This window comes from Nonomuraea sp. NPDC050202, assembly GCF_040656115.1.
In the GTDB taxonomy this organism is placed as follows: Bacteria; Actinomycetota; Actinomycetes; order Streptosporangiales; family Streptosporangiaceae; genus Nonomuraea.
On record NZ_JBFALF010000060.1, the window covers coordinates 25,569 to 43,447 of the forward strand.

Below are 17,879 nucleotides of genomic sequence, written 5' to 3' on the forward strand. Positions count from 1 at the left end.
GAGGACGGCGGACGGCTGTGAGCCTATCGGCCATCGTTTCGCGGGTCAGGCGAACGGCTTGTCTTATACCTCGCGTCAGGCCGCTTGTTCGTTGTCCACGGTGAGGACTTCCGTATATCGGGCCAGGTCAGAGAACACCGCGAAATATCGGGCGATGAGCACGCGAAGCTCGTCGAGGGTGGGTGCCGTCCCGTCGCGAGCGAGAAGACGGGTATGGATCTGTTCCGGCTTGGCGGTCAGGTGGATGAGGACACCTCGGCGGGTGGCCACCATGCCCAGCAACTCGGCAGTCTGCGACGAGGTAAGGCGGCAACGGCCGTGCAGCAGCGGGCCGTAGACCAGTTCGCTGATGAAACTGCGATCCAGAACCAGGCGCCCGGCCAGGGCCAGGATGGCCTGGTGGCGCTGGAAAAGATCCATTCCCTCGGGAGTGCGATCGGCATGCACCCGCTGAAAGCCATATCCGGTGGCGAGCGCCACGGCGTAGGTCGTCTTGCCCACCCCGTCGCAGCCCTCCAGGACGATTACCTCATAGCGGTCGGCCCACATCGCGAGGTCGGCTGCCATCAGACCTCCAGGTGCTTGGCGAGTTCGTCAAGATCGCTGAAGGTGCTGGTCAGGCCATACTGGATCATGAGGTTGCGGTAGTTGGGCTCGCGGCCATGAGCGAACGTCCACCAGCAGCCGGGCTCGGGGGCGAAGACGGGACGGCCGGTGGCCGCGCACGCCCCGATGACCAACGCCGCGCCGGGAGGTGTTTCAGGCCCGCGGATGTCCACCACGGCCAGGCTCGCATGTGCCAGGGCAGTCCAATCTTCAATGGCCATCAGGGTCGGATCCGCCGCAGCGTTGGTGAACCGCCCGGCGCGGTGGGTGGCGAAGCCGTGGGCGCGGAGACCGTCACAGACCCGAGCCGTCCAGCCGTCACCTCCGTACGGGGACGGCTCCAGATAGGCCAACCGCTGGCCGTTGATGCTGGGATGCGGCATGGCCGGACTGGGCGTGAGCCAGCCTGTCAGAGCGTCGACTACCTCGGTTGCCGCTCGTGCGATGGCGTGAAGGTTCTGGGCGAGGAAGCGCTCGAATCGACCATCCTCGCCGCCTGGGGGACCGAGTTGGGGCACGGAGATGACTCGGCTCACCACGTGCTGGAGGAGCGGGTCAGGGAACGGCAAACGTAGCGCGGTGTCCGCGGTGGGGCCGTAGACCTGGAAGTCGGTGGTGACAGCGAGGACGGGAACGCCTCGACCGGCGGCGTAACCGATCTCCATGCAGACGCCATCGTCGAGGCTCGGCCCGTGCAAGATGGCGACCATGGCGTCGATCCGGGCCAGGCGCTCGCTGTCCAGCTCGAACAGGCGTCGGCCCTTGCAGGGGTGGTCGAGGTTCTCCTCGTCGGTGTCGCAGAAGGGAAGGAACACGGCCTCTGGCCCGAAGCGGCGGGCGAGGTGGCGCGCGACGTAGGCAGCCAACGCGCGGTCATGGGCGGCGAACAGACGGTGGGCCACGTAATAGAGCACCACAGTGGAGCCTCCCTGCGATTACGGGGGTTCGTAAGGCAGACCTGGGTCACGAGCCTGGTGGGTGGCCGCAGTCACGGCCGACGCCAGCGCTTCCTGTTCCGCAGCGCCCTGGAGGACTTTGGCGAGGAAGGTGCCGGCGAGGGTGTCTCCGGCGCCGGTCACCTCCGCCACTGGACCGCCTTGCGGTGATTCGGTGCTGATCGCGCGACCGTGGCGCATCAGAATTACCGTGCCGGGCCCGTCGGAGACGACCACGGTGGCCAGCTCGTTCACCGCGACTAGGCCGTCCAGGAGCCGGTATTCGGCCGCGTTGACGAACACCACCTCGGCGTGCGGCAAGCCCGCCTTGGCTGCGCTGATCTGCTCGGTGGCGGAGGCAACGTGGAAGTCCAGGCTGAACGCATGCCCCGCCATCACCAGCCGCTCCAGGACCTGTCCAACGTTCAAGGGACGGCGGCAGCACACGTGCCAGTGGTCGCAGTCTGATCGGTTCAGTACGGCCAGCGCGTGAGCTGTGAGGGCTGCGGCCGAGCCGTATGCGGCGGTCAGTCCGACGACCTCGCCATCCGTGTCGTAGGCGATGTCGAACCGGCAGGATGCGTCTGCAACGCTGGCCACATGGGACAGGTCGAGCCTCTCGGGCCAAGGGCGAACATATAGACGTTGCAGATCAGCGCCGATGACCGCGACGGGGCGGACGGTCGTCCCCGCTCGGGCGGCAGCCAGGGCGACGTATAACGCAGCCCCGCCCACCAGGGTGTACGTGCGGCCATCGGAGTACCGGGTGGTGTCGATCGAGATGTTGCCGATCACGCCGAGACAGGGCACCTGGCTACCTCCGTCGCCGGCGGGGTGAATGGTCGCAATCGAGGACGGCCGAGCAGACGGGCCTGTTGGCGCACACTCTCGGGCTGGCCGGAGGGTTGAGGAACAGGCGCTTGAAGTAGATCAGGACCAGGTGCAGCCACCACCTGGGCGTTACCTGGTCGGGAATCGTGACCCGGTATCCGCGTGCGGTGACGAGATCCCGGTAGCGGGAGGCATCGGCGGCAGCACAAGCCTCCAGCAGGAGCCGCATCCGCTCGTGGGCGAACGTCCCACCGCCCACCTGGATGCCGAGAAGCGGAGCGAGCTTGCCGACCATGCCGGAATCCACCGGGATGATGCCGCAGTGGTAGCCACGGGCGTAGAGGGCGGCGCACTGGGCGACCTTGTAGGAGGCGCCGTTCACCTCGGCGACGAAATCCTCGATGAACTCGCCAACCGGCATGGCGAGCGGGCGCCGGCCGCGAACCTCCGAGGCGGCGACGAAGGTCTCCAGCGAGCGCAGGTAACGGACGCGGGCGTCCACCAAGCCGAGCGGGCGAACGAGCTCGACGACCTCGGAGTCCTGGAAGCCGATGAGGGCGTCCCAGCCATAGGCATCGGCCTTCTTCACCACCTCGGCGTAGACGTCCACCATGGCGTAGGACACCCGGGTGCTCCATCCAGCCACGAGCATCCGTATCCGCCAGTCGTCCACGTGCAGGGGCCACCACTGGTTGTTGTCGTGGTTGGCCTCGACCGCCGCCTTCACCTCCTCCTGCGCGCTGACGACCGAAACCAGGCCGTAAAGGCGGGGGGCGAGTTCGGATATCTCATCAGTGAGGTTCACGGGCGCTCCCGAGGGCGTGCAGGGCGATGGCGGCGTTCGAGGAGGTCACGAGCCGTCCCACCCGACACCGCAGCATCTTGATGGCGGCCCGGGTGGGCCAGCCCGTACAGGACAGTACAATCGCGTCCGCTTGCCGTACTGCCTCCTTTCCCAACTGACTCACGAGCGCAGCCTGTTGATTGAGAGTGACTTCGGCGTACCCATCGGCCAGGCCGAGGCTCGCCGAGCCCGTGACAAGGACGCCCCGCTCGGCGAACTGGATGACCTCGACCTCCGTGACCTCGCTCGGGTACGGCGTCACCAACGCGATCCTCCGCGCGCCGCACTCCCGGAGCTGCGCCACGATCGCCTCGAACGCACTGACCACGCGCACCCGCGAACCGGCCGTGACTTCGGCCAGGCGGCCGAGCTGGGTGAAGGCCGCCGACGTGCACGCCAGGTAGACCCGGTCGAGCGATAGCCGGGAAAGCTGGTAGAGCGCCCCTGGGACGGCTTCGATCAGCCCGGACAGGAAATCCTCATCCAGCGCCGTACCGCCGTGCGCGGGCACCAGACGGGCATAGTGCCACACCGTCCGCCCGCGGCCCCACTCCGGCAGCTCGGCCTCGACGACCGCGTTGGCCCAGGGCACCAGCACCCCAACGTGCGACACGGAAGGCTGCGGAGAGGCGCGGCGGCGGTCAGAGGCCTGTTGGAGCGTCATCCCGTTCTCCGTAGATGTAGCGGGGCGCATGGGCGGTGACGGTCATGTCGGCGACCTCATACAGCGGGCGCACGGCGTCACGTTCCACGACCTGGATAGGGTAGGAGCCGAGGCGCCGATGCCAGGTGCCCCGGGTGGTGACGAAGAAGGAGTGCAGGCCGGGGATCTTGCGGCCCCTGGGATAGACCCGCTGCTTCATCGGCTGGTCGAAGACGTGGTCGATGTCGGCCTTCCAGCTCGTGAAGTGCTCGGCCGAAGGCAGCGCCTCCTGCTCCTGTATCGCGGCCAGTGGCGTGCCGGGGTAGGCACGGGCCTGCCGGACGTTGATGCGGTGGCACAGCAGCCCGGCATCCAGGATGCGCACCAGGCCCGCGAGGTTCTCATAGTGGGTGCGGTGCGTCTCGCCTGGTAGGCCGTAGATCAGGTTGAGGCCGGGCAGCAGGATGCTCAGCCCGCCGGAACCGACGTGAGCGCCCGCCTGGTTCACGTGCTCGACGGCCCGGAGGAGGATGTCGGGCGTGCAGGTGAGGGTGTTGCGCTTGATGACCTCCAGGTCGAAGGACTCGATGCCCATCGGCGCGCAGTTGCCCTCGGTGCAGTATGCGGCGACCAGGCGGGCGATCTTCGCCCCTGCCGGTGAGGCGACGGCGAGCGGGTCGGCGTTGTCGATGTGCAGTGTCACCAGGTCGGGGGCAGCGGCCTCCCGGATGCCGGCCAGCAGCTTCTCGATGGCTCCGGCGTCGCGGTTCAGGTAGGAGAAGAAGCAGGTCTGCTGCCCGAGCCTGAAGTGTCGTACCCCGGCGGCGTGCAGGATGGCCACCTCGGCCAGGACGTCCTCGACCGGCCGGAAGTCCACGACCGGGGCTTTGACGGGCTCGTTGCAGAAGTCGCAGAAGCGGCGCCGGGTACAACCCCGATACAGCTCGATCTCGGCGACCGGCGTCCAGCACAACTGGTCGACCAGGTCTCGGTAGTCGACGCGGTCGGCGGCCAGTCGCTCGTACGGGGCTGCCTGCCGGGTCCCGGCGGTGATGTCGGCCGAGGTGAGTGTGTGCGTGTGGACGGCGTCGAACAGCCCGCCGTAGGCGGCCGGGTCGGCCAGCGCGTAGGTGGCCAGCGGACCGAGCAGGACGCGACGGCCGCGCGTGCAGGCCAGGGCTCGTGCGATCTCTTCGACCGAGCCGTTTTGTGCCTGCAGATGCACCGAAGGCACGGCATCCCCGGCGATCACCACAGTGAGGGCGGCGTCGCCGAGCAGGCGCAGCGCATCCTCCCGGTTGACTGTGGCCGAGTAGGTCAGCCGGTCTGACAGCGGAGGCCGCTCATACGGCTGGCCGCCGTTCAGGCACCAGCGGACGTCATCGATGGTGAGGTAGGCGATGCGGGCGCGCGGTTGCGCCGTGCGCAGCGCACCGTAGGCGGCTCGGGCGTAGGTGGACAGGTACGGCGGAACCCCCAGGCCGGAGGGTTCGACGGTGTAGCAGTCCAAGATCAGCAGGGTGGTGCGCGATGTCGTGCTCATGTGCACTCCAATCGTCAACGTGCCCTTGTGGGGGCTCGACTGCTCTTGGTTCTCGCTCACTGGTAGGTCTTCCCAGTGCGCCCGCGGTCGGCTCCATCCGGGACACTCTGGATGTGTCGCGAGCCACTTCCCCAGCAGCCGCGGGGCGCGGGGCAGGCATCGGTAAGAGCCGGGCCGCCTGCTACTTACGCCGGTACAGCTCGGCGAACGAACCTGTGCAGGGAAATCGGGTTGCTGCATGAAAGAAGGGCGAGGAGAAAATTCAGGCAAGAAGCGAGGGGTTCGCCACCCACGGCTGAGGAATGGTTCTCGGGGCGCTCGTGCATCAGCCCGTATCCATCTCGTTCACGTACGGATCGGGCTCCAGCGGCTCCTCGCGGGTGACGTGCTCGCGGCGATGCTCGATCACCAGGGCGACGTACGTCCGGACGGCGCTGCGGTGAGTGCGGCCTCGGCCGGTCTCCTCGTAGCCGCCGTTCTCCGCCTGACGCAGCACGAAGAACTGGCCGCCCTCGGACGCGAGCTCGTACCGGCCGCAGCACGAGGTGTGCCGGACCCGGAGAATTCCGCCGGAGGGGGCATACGGTGTCCATACGAACGTGTCGCCCGTCTGCGTGTTAGGTCGTCGCGAGCGGCTGACTCGCTGGTTCATCTGCTGTCTCCCCGCTCGATTCGGGTGGCGCCGGCGATCGAGCGGTAACTGGTGAACATGCTTCTTCTGCGGGCGCTGGGCTGCGGTTGGCAAACAGATAGCCGCGGCGAGCGCGGCCATGAGGAAGGCGTCCATCGGTGGCGATCTTCGGTTGGTTGCCGCTGGTGGAGCTCGCAGCCCACGCTGGACAGGGGCTCCGGCGTGGGCTGCGAGTGGTGGGCGGCACGGGCCAGGAGCGAATGGATTCCGATGGTTGGATAAGCCCGCGCCGTAGTGCGCGGCCGACAAGGGGAACATCCCCATCGGCGAGTCGGGCCGCGCCAAGACGTGGCGTAGCTTCCCCGCCTGCGCGCGGGGCTGCCTGCCCTGCCACGTCTCGCTTGTTCACCCGAACACTTCCTGCAGGAAGCCGGGGGGTACGTGGACGAGTGTGGGCGGGTTCGCCAAAACGGTCTCGGCCATCGCGAGCGACAGCTCCTGGTCGACGTCGAGAACGGCCCGCCACAGCTCGCGAAGGCTGCGACCCTCTACCGGGGTGTTGATGTGCACGGCGTAGGCCGGGGCCGCTCGGAACTTGCAGCCCCAGGGATCCCACATCACCTGCCAGCGGCTGCCCCACGACTTCTGCAACTGCGCGGCCAGGACCTTGGCCTTCTCGTCGCTCAACACCTCTTTGGCGCGATCCTCGCCGCCCAACCCGGCGTCGTACGCCCGGTGCGCCGCCGGGTCGTCGCAGCGGCGGCGTGGCCTGCGGCGGCTTGAGCCCGCCGGGCTGGCCGCCGTGGGCTTGTTGCCGGGGATGGGGCTGGCAGGTACGTCGGTCGTCATGGGGAAGCCTCAAGCAGAAGTCAGGGGGGGCGGAAGTTGATTCGGGGCGTTCGAGCTGGGCGGTTCGCCGTCGCTGCGGAGCGATACGACGGGCGGCGTGGAGGGCGGGCATTGTTCGCCTTCGCTGGCGGGCCATGCGAGCGCCTGCCACACCACGCCTGAGTCGTGATCCTCGGCCGCGGTGGTCATCGCGGTTATGAGGAACAGGCGCGCGGCAGCGTCGTACCGCGCGGTGGGCAGGTTGAGCGTGCCGCTTGCCTGCCATGTTTTCCCCCGGTCGATGGACACGAGGAGGGTGAGCCAGGTCGACGCGCCGGGGAGCACCGGGACGCCGGCGGGGCGGGCGCGGAGCTGGTGAAGATCCGCGTCAAGAGCCTGCATCGTGTGCCGCTCCTCACATGCGGTGAAGGGTCCCCTCCACCTTGGAGCGGCGTCGAGCGCTTGGGAACGCCATTCAGTAGGGCACTCAAGGGCAGATTGGGGGCAGATTCACCGGGCCTGCCGATGCCCTGTTGTGCGACGATGCCCGCGAGGAGGTGCGCCATGGCGGAACCCAACGTGCTGCTGCAGCGAGCGCGCGAGCGGGTACCGTCGCCGTCAGCGCCCGGGGAGTCCGCGTCACGGCAGGACCTCGCGGACCTGGTCAACGCCTGGATCCTGAACGAGAAGAAGCGCGAGGGCGGCCTGACGGCCAACTACATCGGCAAGCTCGAACGCGGCCTCGTGCGCTGGCCCAACGCCGACTACCGGGAGGCGCTGCGCACCATTTGCGGGGCAGATGAGGACAAGGACCTCGGATTTGCCCGCCCACGGCGCCGCAAACCGGCCGCTACCGTGGCAGATGTGGATCGTAAGCAGTTCATCCGCACCGCGATGGGGGTCGCCGCGGCGGTCCCCCTCGCCGAGCTCGCCATGCCTGGCCAGACCATCAGCCCGCCCGCCGCCGTCCACGCCTCCGACATCGCCGAACTACGCAACATCGCCAACGTCTTCACCACGTGGGATCACACCTACGGCGGGTGCCTGGTCCGGGAGGCGGTCAACGGGCAACTGCGTTTCGCGGTCAGCCTGCTCAAGCAAGCCCGGTGCCCGACCAAGCTGCACGATCCGCTGTACTCCGCAGTCGGGTGGCTCGCGCACGCGGCCGCGTTCATGGCGTTCGACGCCTACGCCCACGACGACGCCCGAAAGATGTTCGCCCTCGCGCTCACCTGCGCCGAGGAGGCGAACGACTGGCACCTGCGGGCCAAGGTGCTCTCCAGCATGGCACGGCAAGCCATCTGGGTCGGAGACGCCGACAACGGGCTCACGCTCGTGGAATTCGCTCTCGTGCGAGCCGACCGGCTCACCGCCGGCGAGCGGGCCATGCTCCGGTCCGCCCAGGCGCGCGCGTTCGCCAAACTCGGCCGCGTGCCGGAGACCTGGGACGCCGTCAACGAGGCCGACAAGGAGTTCAACCGCATCCACCCCAGCGAGGAGAAACCGTGGATGCGGTACTACGACGCCGCCCAGCACCAGGGGGACACCGGGCACGCAGTGTTCGACCTGGCGATCGACGGCCGGTCCCTGGGCAAGGTGATCGACGGAAAGGTCATCGACGAAGCGGTCAACGCCAAATACGTCTCAGAGGCATCCACCAGGCTGGCGGCCGCGGTGGAAGGGCACACCGCCGCCTACGTGCGGTCCCGAGCGATCAGCGGCATCAAGCTCGCCTCCCTCACCATGGCGGCCGGCGACCCCGAAGAGGCCGCCGCCATCGGCCGGCGCGCGGTCACTGACGCTGGCACCGTCCGGTCCCGCCGCGCCCAGGACGACATGCGGGAGCTCTCCCGATTCGCCCGCCCCCACGCTCAGCAGACCTCGGTGGCCGAACTGCGGCACCGCATCCGGGCGGCGGTCCAGGGATGATGCAGACGTCCAACAGCGAGGCGGCGGCGCGGTCGGTGCTCGGCGCGGCCAGCCGCCGCGCCGGGCTCGATCCTGCCGGGGCCGAGTTGGTCCGGCTCAGCGAGAACGCCCTCTTCCGGCTCCCGGGTGGGATCATCGCCCGCGTCGCACGCGCCGGCCAGGCCGCTGCGGCGCTGCGGGAAGTGGCGGTGGCCAGGTGGTTGGAGGCGAACGACGTGCCCGCCGTGAAGGTATGGCCCGGCGTTGACCAGCCCATCGAGGTGGACGGGCGTGCGGTCACGTGGTGGCGGGAGCTGCCTGCCCACCGGCACGGAACGGCGCTGCAGGTGGCAACCGCGTTGCGCCGCCTGCACGACCTTCGGCCACCGACCGCGTTCGACATCGGCCGCCTCGACCCGTTCGTGCGGCTCGCCGAACGCATCGCCCGGGCGGCGATGCTCGACGAGGCGGCTAGGGCGTGGATGCGCGGCCACCTGGCCGAGCTGCAAGCCCGGTACGCGGAGCTGCCTCCGGGCCTGCCCGAGAGCGTCGTGCACGGCGACGCGTGGATCGGCAACGTGGTCTCCACCGACGACGGCCAGGTGGTGCTGCTCGACTTGGAGCGCTGCTCGATCGGGCCGCCGGAGTGGGACCTGACCTCCACGGCCGTGAAGGCGTTCAGCATTGCTGGCATCACAGCCGAGGACTACGGCACCTTCGTCAAGGCGTACGGGAACGACGTCACCGCATGGGCCGGGTTCGAGACGTTGCGGGACATCCGCGAGTTTCGGATGACGTGCATGGCCGCCCAGGTCGCAGCCGAGAATCCCGCGCGGCGCGACGAGATGGAACTGAGGCTGGCGTGTCTGCGCGGCCAGCGGGGGCCGCGCCCGTGGCGTTGGACGCCCGTGCCCTGACCTGCCTGTCTGATCAACTCTCGGCAACGATCCGCGACACGCCGGTGAACACAGGTCATCTTCGCATGCACACCCTGCCCGGATGATCTGGGGGTTGAGGAACGGGTGGACAGCCGGACCTGCCGCCAGTGCCTTGGAGGGCAGTCAGACCTCCTCAAACCGCCCACCACGGTGTTACCGTCCAACGATGAACAATCAGCCCAGGGTCAACATGCGCACCGTCGAGAGCGACGAGTTACCGGCGTGCTCGCGCTGTGGGCAACGCGTGACCATGCTGGTGGACATGAGCCGGTGGGGGCGCGGCCTGGCTGAGCTGTGCCGTACCTGTGATCAGAATCGTCCGGCCCGGGCCGCCTGGCTGAACCTTCTCGCCTCCGGCAAGCTGGCCGACGCCGACCAGCTCACCGAGGCGGACATGGATCAGGCCAAACAACTGTGGGCGGCGTGCCTGATCGACGTGCTGAGCGCCGGCCCGCTTGGGTTGCCGCTGCAGGGGCCACCATCCGGAAAGGACGCAGGTCTGTGACCCGCGCCAGGGACAGATCCTGTTGAGCAGCACGCGCGGCAAACAACTCCGGATGATCGTCTTCGGTTCCGGCCGACGACCGCCTCACCCTCGAACCCGTTCCCGCCGCGCCGCGCGAGGGCGGCTTGTGGTGGACCTACCGGCTCTGCGACGCGGCACGCTTGGACCATCCCGGCGTACCCGCCCACCCACTGCGGCGGCATATGCGTCACGGGCCGACGACCGGCCGGCCCGAAGAACCCACCGCCCTGGCCGACGCCGGATGGTGCGCCGACCAGCAAGCTGCGACGCCGCTCTGGCGGCAGGCCAAATGTGCCGGGCGCTTGTCGCCAGCTCGCGCAGGCCACCCGCAGCGCCGTCCGGGTGCCGGCGCAGGAAGGAGCCGAGCTCGACGGCAGCCCAGCCGAGCAGCACCAGGCCCAGCACGACTTCCGCGGCGCAGACCGCTGCCAGGGCGAAGACGATGACGGTGATCACTGCGATGGCTCCGCGAGCCGCCTGCCAGGCGTTATCGATGGGTTCACTGGCCTGAGCCTAGATTCGTCCCGGCCCCGGTCCGGCCGTTCCACGCCGACCAGAGCGGATCTTTGCCCGGCACGCCAAGGTCCTTTGCCTGGTGCGAGTTTACTCGACGATGGGTTGCGGGAGCCAGGGGCCGGGGGGAGCGACCTCCGGCTCCCGCAGGTCAGGCCAGCATCGCCGCGGCCGCTTCGGCCTCGACGGGAACGGGACGCAGGATCTGGTCCACGCCAGTGCGGTGCAAGATCTGAGCGCATCTGCCCTGCGCCCCGGCCAGCACCAGCAGGGCTCCAAGCTGTCGCGCTCGCCGATACGCGCCGACCAGCGCGGCCACGCCGTCGAAGTCGCAGAACGCCACCCGCGACAGGTCCACCACGACCACGTCAGGCCGGTCGGCCAGGACGCGTCCCATCTGGTCGAAGAATCCGTCGACCGTTGCTGCCTGCAGCTCGCCCTGCAGGCCGATCACCGGGCACACGTCCGAGTACCACATTCCGATTGCCAGTCCGTCCTGGCTTTGGCCGCGGTCCTCCATCGGAATCACCTCACGTGACCCACACTGCCCGGATTCGCGTCGATCATGTGATTGCCGGGGGCCCAAACCGCCGGTTGGGCCGCAGGACATGGGAGCGCGGGCGTCCGTCGTCAGCTCAGTCAGACGCCCGCGCCTGTCACGGGTTCGGCTCCCCCCGAATCCGAACCCGCCCCCACCCCTTACATACCTGTATTCGTCCGATCACAATCAGCGAATCGCCGCGGGGACGACATGGGCGCCCAACGCGTGAGCGAAGGTCCAGTCGCCCATGCCGCCCCGCACGAGACTGACTCCCCCTCCCGCAGTCAGCCGCACATCATCTACATACCAGTAGTCAACTGATTGCAGGTAGTGAACATCCGAAGGATCCCCCGGTTGAGACTCCGACAGAGCTACGGCCCTCGATCCCCATCGTCACGCACATGATCTTCACGTGAAGCCCATGTTCCGACTCGCGCGCATCAGCCAGGCTGACGGACCTCACCGATCCACCGGCGCGGCGGCCGCGGCCCACCTGCTTGCCTAACGTGGCTTACTGACCTCATCAAGCGGCTGACCAGCCAGAACGCTTGACAACCCAGATAAGCATCGCGCCCACCAGCTAAACAGGCAGGTCAGCGGCAGCTTCCCGCCTTCTTGAGGAAAAGGACACCAGGGCGGACTCTGGAGTTGGGGACAGGGAGGCTTGCGATGCCGAACAAGCGCCCCCGCGGGCCGCAGCCGCACTGGCGGCCCAAGCGGGAAACACTCCGGATCCTGACAGCCGTCGACGCCGTGCTCGACCGTTATCGCGATCACCTGCCCGTCTCCTTGAGGCAGTTGTTCTACGTCCTGCTGAGCGACGGCGTGCTGGCCAAGTCTGAACGTGACTACAAACGGATGTGCGAGTACGTCGGCATGGCCCGCCGCTCCGGCCGCATCGACTGGGACGTGATCCGCGACGACACCCAGATCGCCGTGCAGGCCCCGCCCTCCTTCACCGATCCGCACAACTTCTGGACGGCCGTGGCGAGAGCAGCCGACGACTACCGCGTTGACCGGCAGGCGGGCCAGCCTGTCCGGCTGGAGCTGTGGTGCGAGACCGCCGGCATGGTCCCTCAGCTGGTGCGGATCGGCCAGGAGTTCGGCATCTCCTGCTTCTCCGGGGGCGGGTTCGACGGCCTGGCCGGCAAGCACGACGCGGCCGTCCGAGCGGCGGCAGGCGGTCCCAAAACCTGCATCCTTCACCTGGGCGACTATGACCCTAGCGGTGAACATCTGTTCCATTCGCTCGCCGAGGACGTCATGGCGTTCGCGGCGGCGGCTGGCGCCGCAGTGGAGTTCGAGCGCATCGCCGTCACCGCCGAGCAGGTCGTGACCTACCACCTGCCGACTGCTCCGCCCAAGGCCACTGACCGGCGGTCCTACTTCACGCCCTCCTTCGTGTGGGCTGGCCTGGCCGAGGACCCCGACCCGGCCGTGCGCGCGGCGGTCGCCCATTCCCGCTGGGCACCCGCGGAGCTACAACGCCGGCTCTTGTCCGACGCGGACCCGAAGGTGGCAACGGCCGCCGAAGCCCGCGATCCACTCTCCCTGCCGGTGAGGGTACACCCGGGCCTGCCCGCGGACGGGGAAATCATGCTGCCGGTCAGCTTCACCCAAGACCAGCAGCTTCGTCGGCTCGACCTCACCGCCGTCACTCTCACCTTGACCCAGCAGCACCAACTGGCAATCGCGGCGCGTACCAATGCCAAGGCCCGCGCCGAAGCACGCGCCCGCGTTATCGCCCGCCTGGGAACCTCCCGGGCCGCGGACTGGGTGGCCAACCGCTGGGAACGTTGGTGCGATGTGTTCGCGGTTCCCGCACCGGCACACTCCATGATCGGTTTGGAGCACAGGCTCGCCGCGCCGTTCGTCGGCGCGGCGACCGCTGATGATCGCGTCACCGGCGCGCTCGCGCTGTTCGACGCCGTCCTCGGCGTGGCCGCCGCACCCGGTTTCGCTTATCCAGACCATCGGCCCGAAACACCGCTCCGACGCCCTGCACACCAGCGCCAAGGAGCAGAACGAGCAGGAGGCCGCCGACCTGGTGCTGCTGACCGGGCCGTGGAAACAGGTCTTGCTCCCCACACTGGTCACCGTGGACACCGTGTACGGACCACACACTCCCGCCGCACGACACCTGCTGACCACCGCAGCACGGCTGCCCCGCGCCCGCCTGGACTCTTTGCTCACCACTCGCATCAGCATTGACGACCAGCGCTGGAGATCCGCTCGCCGCGAGGCGGTCGACGCGGTCGCCGGCCCCCACGACCAGGTATACGCCGCGCACTTTCTTTTCTGGGACGCTGTGACCGTCGCCGAACTTGCCGCCTGGCAGCGACCCACTGATCCGCTGCTGGCCGACGCCCTGTGGGCCGCTGGCGCGGTGGTGTTGTGTGGCGAGCAGATGTCGGCGGCCACAGTCGAGATCCTGACTTCGCCCTGCACTGCGGCAGGTCTCTTGCTGTGATCGACTACCGAACCAGCTACCACGCAGCCCGACGACGGGCGGGAGCGCTCGGCTGCTGGCGTTGTCGGGGGGTCATGCCAGGGGTTCAGCCAAGGTAAGCCAAAACCCACAATCACGATCTTGGTAGAGCGAGTCGAGGTAGGTCAGCCACTGGTTCGAGGGGCGAGCAGGCTGGTGAGCTCGGCGATGGCGTCTGGGGAGGGCTTGAAGTAGCGCCGCAGGTTCTCCGGTTTCTTGTGCCGGGATTTGGCCATCAGCATCAGCAGGCTCGCGCCGCCTCGCCGAGATGGGTTAACGCCGAGTGGCGGAATTCGTGCAGGTCCCACCCGGTGCCGGGACCGTTCAGCGCGGTGTGCTCGTCCAGCAGGGCGCGGGCTTGGCCGTAGGCCAGGCGGGCCAGGCCTGTGTCGGGGCAGACGTCGCGGGGGCCGATGACCTTGCCGGGGCCGGGGCGGCGGTGGGTGACGAAGACTGGGCCGCGGGTTCGGCCTTTGAGCAGGCGGGGTAGCAGTCGGGCGGCGCCGGCGTCCCAGTAGACGGTTTCCAGCACGAAGTCCTCGCGTGCCTGGCCGCGGCGGCGGGTCTTGGCGCGGGCGCCCTTGGCCTTGACTCGCGCCTGGCGGGCGGTCAGGTCCAGGTCCTCGATGTTGAGGGTGAGGATTTCCTCGGCCCGGGCGGCGGTCTCGAACAGGAGGCGGTAGAGGATCTTCTCCCGAAGGCCGACGTCGCGGCGGGTGATCAGTCGGTCGATTGCGGTCGTGGAGCGGGCGGGGGTCTGGCTGTCGGGTGCGGCCAGTCGCTTGGCCCAGGCGGGCACGGCCGGGGCGGCGTGGCCGCGATCGTGGCACCAGGCCAGCCAGGACAGTACGGCGGCGCGGCGGGCGTTCCAGGTGTTGACCGCCGCGCTTCCCCACAGCGCTTCCAGGGCCTCGCCGATCTCGTCGTCGGCGATCGCTGTGAGCGGGCGGTGCTCGCCGAGCCATTGCGCGATCTTGCCGACGCCTGCGGCGTAGGCGCGCATAGTGTTGGGGTTGGGCAGAGTGTCGAGGAAGGCGTCGGCCGCGGTGCGGACCGTCAAGCGCTGGGCGGCCGACAGCGGCGTCACGGCGGGCACGGCGTCCTCCTTGCCGCAGATAACAGAGCCGCTTCACGTAGCGGCTGGCCTTCATTGCCGCAGGTCGCGATCAGTGATCCCACAGATAATAGGGCGTTATCTGTGGCGTGCCACATCTCCTTGTGCGGCACATCGTCCAAAGGTTCAGGCCGAGGAGTGCGGCGTCCTCGCGCGGCGCGCATGCTCCACGTCGAGCCCTAGGGATCTGAGCAGGTCGAGCAGTTCGGCGTGGTAGAGCTTGGCGGGGTCGCCGGTCTGCGTGGCGAGATGGCCGTAGACCTCCAGGGAGATCAGGCCGTGCATGCGGCCCCACATGCGCAGGGCGAGGGCAACGGCAGCCGGGGGCAGGTCGGGGAAGTGTTCGCGGATGGTGTCGGCCAGGCCGGGTGAGAAGTCCGACCACTGGTGGTCAGTGGATGCCTGGGTGGCTTTCGCGTGCGGCCAGGCGGCGGCGGCCAGTTCGGTAAGTCCCAAGCAGGCACGTTTGGCGGCCTCGGGGGCCGGTCCTCCGGTCGGCGCGTGGTAGCCGGCGACCGGATCGCCGTAGATGAGCCGGAAGCCTTCGGGGTTGGCCAGCGACCAGACGCGTAGGGCCTGCCCCCAGGCCAGGATCCGGCCGGCGATGTCGTCGGGGGCGACGGCGTCGCGTGCGGTTTCCGCCTGGTCCAGCAGCGAGGTGTAGATGTCGTTGATCAGCGTGGTGATCAACGCGTCGCGGGTGTCGAAGTAGCTGTAGATGGCGCTGCCGCTCATGCCCATCTCGCGGCCGATCGCCCGCAGCGAGACCGCGTCGGGGCCGCCCTCGCTGAGGTGCTTGAGCGCGATGGCTTTGATCTCCGCGGTGGTCTGCGCCCGCAACCGTGCCCGCCGGCCCACTGTCTGCTCTTGCACGCTTGACAGCTTACACCGCTACGTTAGAGTACGGCGCACCAAGTTTGAACGCCGTTCTGACTTTGAACGGCGACAGGATCCGTGTAACTGAGAGAAGAGTTCGTGATGAAAGCCAGGACAGTCCTGTTCGACGAGCTCGGCGGTCCCGAGGTGCTCTACCTCGCCGACGTGGAAATCGGTGAACCCGGCCCCGGCCAAGTGCGGGTGCGCATCGACGCCTTCGGACTCAACCGGGGCGAGGTGTTCCTGCGCACCGGCCGGTACTACTACGACGCGGTGCTGCCCGGCTCGCGCCTGGGAACCGAGGCCGCCGGTGTGGTGGAGGCCGTCGGACCCGGCGTGACCGGCTACGCCGCCGGAGAAGCGGTCAGCATCGTGGCCAAGCCGAACGACGAGGGGATGTCCGTCCACGGCATCTACGCCGACCGGGCCATCGTGGCGGCCGAGCGGCTGATCCGCCGTCCGGAACACATGGACGCGGTGACCGGCGCGGCCATCTGGGTGCCCGCGTTCACCTCCTACGGCGCACTGGTCGAGGTCGGCAGACTGCAGCCCGGCGATGATGTGGTCGTCACGGCAGCCTCCAGCAGCGTCGGCCTGGCCGCCGTCCAGATCGCCGCCCACCTGGGCGCCACGCCCATCGCGGTGACCAGGGCCGGCGCCAAAACCGACCGGCTCCTGGCCGCAGGCGCCAAGCACGTGATCGCCGCCGACGACGGCAACGTGGCGGGGCAGGTGCACACCCTCACCGGCGAGCGCGGCGCGCGGCTGATCTTCGACGGCGTCGCCGGGCCCGACCTGCCCGACCTGGCGCAGGCCGTGGCCCCCGACGGCATGCTGATCGTCTACGGCTCCCTGGACGGGCGGCCCACCCCGCTGCCGATGTGGTGGCCGATCAACGTCTACGGCTACGCCATCTACCACCTGTTCGCCGATGAGGAGCGGCTTCTCCGGGCCGAGACCTTCATCACCGACGGCCTGCGCGCCGGAGCGCTCGCCCCGATCATTGACCGCACCTTCGACCTGACCGACATCGTCGAGGCCCACCGCTACATGGAATCCAACACCCAGGTCGGCAAGATCGTCGTCACCGTCCGGCACTGACCAGGAGAAACCCATGAACTACGCCGAGCTCATCCACCGGTTCATCGAGGCCATCAACGACACCGACGCCGCCTCCCGGCGCGCCACCATCGAGGAGATCCTCACCCCCGACTGCACCTACACCGACCCGGAGATCGCCGTCGAAGGACACGACGCGCTGGATGCGGCGTTCGCCGCCCTGCAGCAGGGGATCCCGCCTGGTTTCCGCTTCGGCCTGAGCGCCCCGATCGACGTGCACCATCGTCAGGCCCGCTTCTTCTGGCGGTTCGGCGATCCCGAAGCCGGCACCACCGCCGCGACCGGCTCCGACGTCGCCGTCTTCGCCGACGGGCGCATCCGCCACCTGTACGCCTTCTTCGACGCCGCCAACAGCTGACCCAACCACCCGGGAAGAATCATGTCCTCCGCCACGCGACGGCTGTTGACCGTCACGGCCATCACCGTCTGCGCCCTGCTGACCGGCACCGCTGCCGCATTTCCGGACACCGCCCGGCAGCCTTCAGCCGCCACCGGGCCCGGCTGGAGCGCGACCTGGACCGCCGCGCCACAGCGTCCCAGCACCAGCTTCGCCCCCAACTGGTCACAGCAGGGCTTCACCCGCCAGACCGTGCGCCAGATCGTCCGGGTCAGCGCTGGCGGGAAAGCCACTCGGATCCGGCTGTCCAACCGCTACGGCACCATCCCGCTTACCATCGACCAAGCCACCCTCGCCCGCACGGACCGCGGAGCCGCCATCGAACCGGGATCGCTGCGCCACCTGACCGTCCATGGCAAGCGCACCTTCACCGTCCCGGCCGGGGCCGACCTCGCCACCGACCCGGTGCCGCTGCGCCTGGCCGCCTTGGACTCGCTCACGATCACGTTCTTCGCCAACCAGCCGACCGGCCCGGCCACCTATCACGCACAAGCCCTAGTAGGACTTTGTTAGTTCGTTAGGGTGGGCGCTGATGGCAGGTGGGACAGCGTCCACTCCAGGTGGCTAACAACACCTGGAGAACGGCCAGGATCTTGTA

20 protein-coding genes are annotated in these 17,879 nt (G+C 68.7%); 8 read left to right on the forward strand and 12 right to left on the reverse strand.

What is annotated here, in order from left to right; all coding sequences use genetic code 11:
• Positions 1-75 precede the first annotated feature (75 nt).
• The 9 genes from AB0I79_RS59565 to AB0I79_RS59605 form a co-directional block, all read right to left on the reverse strand.
• Complete coding sequence (locus tag AB0I79_RS59565) at positions 76-567, reverse strand: hypothetical protein (protein ID WP_357894387.1); 492 nt, start codon at positions 565-567, stop codon at positions 76-78.
• A complete protein-coding gene (locus AB0I79_RS59570; protein WP_357894390.1) occupies positions 567-1,523 on the reverse strand; it encodes a nucleoside 2-deoxyribosyltransferase in 957 nt (318 codons plus the stop codon). The genes AB0I79_RS59565 and AB0I79_RS59570 overlap by 1 nt, the downstream gene beginning before the upstream one ends.
• Before the next feature lie 18 nt (positions 1,524-1,541).
• A complete protein-coding gene (locus AB0I79_RS59575) occupies positions 1,542-2,336 on the reverse strand; it encodes a carbohydrate kinase family protein (RefSeq protein WP_357894393.1) in 795 nt (264 codons plus the stop codon).
• Positions 2,337-2,355: 19 nt separating this feature from the next.
• On the reverse strand, positions 2,356-3,177 hold the full coding sequence (locus tag AB0I79_RS59580) for a hypothetical protein (protein ID WP_357894396.1): 822 nt from the start codon (positions 3,175-3,177) through the stop codon (positions 2,356-2,358).
• A complete protein-coding gene (locus AB0I79_RS59585) occupies positions 3,164-3,880 on the reverse strand; it encodes an aspartate/glutamate racemase family protein (protein ID WP_357894399.1) in 717 nt (238 codons plus the stop codon). The genes AB0I79_RS59580 and AB0I79_RS59585 overlap by 14 nt, the downstream gene beginning before the upstream one ends.
• Positions 3,858-5,402 carry a radical SAM protein gene (locus AB0I79_RS59590; RefSeq protein ID WP_357894402.1) on the reverse strand — a complete coding sequence of 515 codons (1,545 nt, stop codon included), beginning with the start codon at positions 5,400-5,402 and terminating at the stop codon, positions 3,858-3,860. The genes AB0I79_RS59585 and AB0I79_RS59590 overlap by 23 nt, the downstream gene beginning before the upstream one ends.
• 325 nt (positions 5,403-5,727) lie before the next feature.
• Positions 5,728-6,189 (reverse strand): hypothetical protein, encoded by a 462-nt coding sequence (locus tag AB0I79_RS59595; protein WP_357894405.1) that lies wholly within the window; start codon positions 6,187-6,189, stop codon positions 5,728-5,730.
• Between the two features lie 249 nt (positions 6,190-6,438).
• Entirely contained in the window at positions 6,439-6,882 is a 444-nt protein-coding gene (locus AB0I79_RS59600) for a hypothetical protein (RefSeq protein WP_357894408.1), read from the reverse strand.
• Between the two features lie 9 nt (positions 6,883-6,891).
• Positions 6,892-7,263, reverse strand: a complete 372-nt coding sequence (locus AB0I79_RS59605) for a hypothetical protein (protein ID WP_357894411.1) — start codon at positions 7,261-7,263, stop codon at positions 6,892-6,894.
• 162 nt (positions 7,264-7,425) lie between these two features.
• Between AB0I79_RS59605 and AB0I79_RS59610 the strand changes: the two genes are divergently transcribed.
• From AB0I79_RS59610 to AB0I79_RS59620, 3 genes are all read left to right on the forward strand, one after another.
• Positions 7,426-8,790: a hypothetical protein gene (locus AB0I79_RS59610; protein WP_357894414.1), complete on the forward strand. Its 1,365-nt coding sequence runs from the start codon at positions 7,426-7,428 to the stop codon at positions 8,788-8,790.
• Entirely contained in the window at positions 8,787-9,686 is a 900-nt protein-coding gene (locus AB0I79_RS59615) for an aminoglycoside phosphotransferase family protein (RefSeq protein ID WP_357894417.1), read from the forward strand. The genes AB0I79_RS59610 and AB0I79_RS59615 overlap by 4 nt, the downstream gene beginning before the upstream one ends.
• Before the next feature lie 187 nt (positions 9,687-9,873).
• Complete coding sequence (locus AB0I79_RS59620) at positions 9,874-10,212, forward strand: DUF6300 family protein (protein WP_357894420.1); 339 nt, start codon at positions 9,874-9,876, stop codon at positions 10,210-10,212.
• Between the two features lie 685 nt (positions 10,213-10,897).
• Here the strand turns inward: AB0I79_RS59620 and AB0I79_RS59625 are convergent.
• Positions 10,898-11,266, reverse strand: a complete 369-nt coding sequence (locus AB0I79_RS59625; RefSeq protein WP_357894423.1) for an STAS domain-containing protein — start codon at positions 11,264-11,266, stop codon at positions 10,898-10,900.
• A 690-nt stretch (positions 11,267-11,956) separates the two neighbouring features.
• Here AB0I79_RS59625 and AB0I79_RS59630 point away from each other — a divergent pair.
• Positions 11,957-13,498 carry a hypothetical protein gene (locus AB0I79_RS59630; protein ID WP_357894426.1) on the forward strand — a complete coding sequence of 514 codons (1,542 nt, stop codon included), beginning with the start codon at positions 11,957-11,959 and terminating at the stop codon, positions 13,496-13,498.
• Complete coding sequence (locus tag AB0I79_RS59635; protein ID WP_357894429.1) at positions 13,473-13,757, forward strand: hypothetical protein; 285 nt, start codon at positions 13,473-13,475, stop codon at positions 13,755-13,757. The genes AB0I79_RS59630 and AB0I79_RS59635 overlap by 26 nt, the downstream gene beginning before the upstream one ends.
• Positions 13,758-14,016: 259 nt before the next feature.
• Here AB0I79_RS59635 and AB0I79_RS59640 read toward each other — a convergent pair whose 3' ends face one another.
• Together AB0I79_RS59640 and AB0I79_RS59645 are read right to left on the reverse strand one after the other, a co-directional pair.
• On the reverse strand, positions 14,017-14,871 hold the full coding sequence (locus tag AB0I79_RS59640) for a site-specific integrase (protein ID WP_357894432.1): 855 nt from the start codon (positions 14,869-14,871) through the stop codon (positions 14,017-14,019).
• Between the two features lie 144 nt (positions 14,872-15,015).
• Entirely contained in the window at positions 15,016-15,762 is a 747-nt protein-coding gene (locus AB0I79_RS59645) for a TetR/AcrR family transcriptional regulator (protein ID WP_357894435.1), read from the reverse strand.
• Positions 15,763-15,867: 105 nt separating this feature from the next.
• Between AB0I79_RS59645 and AB0I79_RS59650 the strand changes: the two genes are divergently transcribed.
• From AB0I79_RS59650 to AB0I79_RS59660, 3 genes are read left to right on the forward strand one after another with little or no spacing between them, the layout of a single operon-like run.
• A complete protein-coding gene (locus tag AB0I79_RS59650; protein WP_357894438.1) occupies positions 15,868-16,866 on the forward strand; it encodes a zinc-dependent alcohol dehydrogenase family protein in 999 nt (332 codons plus the stop codon).
• Positions 16,867-16,879: 13 nt separating this feature from the next.
• Positions 16,880-17,242, forward strand: coding sequence for a nuclear transport factor 2 family protein (locus tag AB0I79_RS59655; RefSeq protein ID WP_357894441.1), 363 nt, complete (start codon positions 16,880-16,882; stop codon positions 17,240-17,242).
• A 21-nt stretch (positions 17,243-17,263) separates the two neighbouring features.
• A complete protein-coding gene (locus AB0I79_RS59660; RefSeq protein ID WP_357894444.1) occupies positions 17,264-17,794 on the forward strand; it encodes a hypothetical protein in 531 nt (176 codons plus the stop codon).
• The last annotated feature ends 85 nt before the right edge of the window (positions 17,795-17,879 follow it).

Coding starts and splice junctions, on each gene's coding strand:
- AB0I79_RS59565 (WP_357894387.1), bottom strand. CDS start 567: ATGGCAGCCGACCTCGCGATGTGGGCCGACCGCTATGAGGTAATCGTC.
- AB0I79_RS59585 (WP_357894399.1), bottom strand. CDS start 3,880: ATGACGCTCCAACAGGCCTCTGACCGCCGCCGCGCCTCTCCGCAGCCT.
- AB0I79_RS59590 (WP_357894402.1), bottom strand. CDS start 5,402: ATGAGCACGACATCGCGCACCACCCTGCTGATCTTGGACTGCTACACC.
- AB0I79_RS59595 (WP_357894405.1), bottom strand. CDS start 6,189: ATGGACGCCTTCCTCATGGCCGCGCTCGCCGCGGCTATCTGTTTGCCA.
- AB0I79_RS59600 (WP_357894408.1), bottom strand. CDS start 6,882: ATGACGACCGACGTACCTGCCAGCCCCATCCCCGGCAACAAGCCCACG.
- AB0I79_RS59605 (WP_357894411.1), bottom strand. CDS start 7,263: ATGCAGGCTCTTGACGCGGATCTTCACCAGCTCCGCGCCCGCCCCGCC.
- AB0I79_RS59610 (WP_357894414.1), top strand. CDS start 7,426: ATGGCGGAACCCAACGTGCTGCTGCAGCGAGCGCGCGAGCGGGTACCG.
- AB0I79_RS59615 (WP_357894417.1), top strand. CDS start 8,787: ATGATGCAGACGTCCAACAGCGAGGCGGCGGCGCGGTCGGTGCTCGGC.
- AB0I79_RS59620 (WP_357894420.1), top strand. CDS start 9,874: ATGAACAATCAGCCCAGGGTCAACATGCGCACCGTCGAGAGCGACGAG.
- AB0I79_RS59625 (WP_357894423.1), bottom strand. CDS start 11,266: ATGGAGGACCGCGGCCAAAGCCAGGACGGACTGGCAATCGGAATGTGG.
- AB0I79_RS59630 (WP_357894426.1), top strand. CDS start 11,957: ATGCCGAACAAGCGCCCCCGCGGGCCGCAGCCGCACTGGCGGCCCAAG.
- AB0I79_RS59650 (WP_357894438.1), top strand. CDS start 15,868: ATGAAAGCCAGGACAGTCCTGTTCGACGAGCTCGGCGGTCCCGAGGTG.
- AB0I79_RS59655 (WP_357894441.1), top strand. CDS start 16,880: ATGAACTACGCCGAGCTCATCCACCGGTTCATCGAGGCCATCAACGAC.
- AB0I79_RS59660 (WP_357894444.1), top strand. CDS start 17,264: ATGTCCTCCGCCACGCGACGGCTGTTGACCGTCACGGCCATCACCGTC.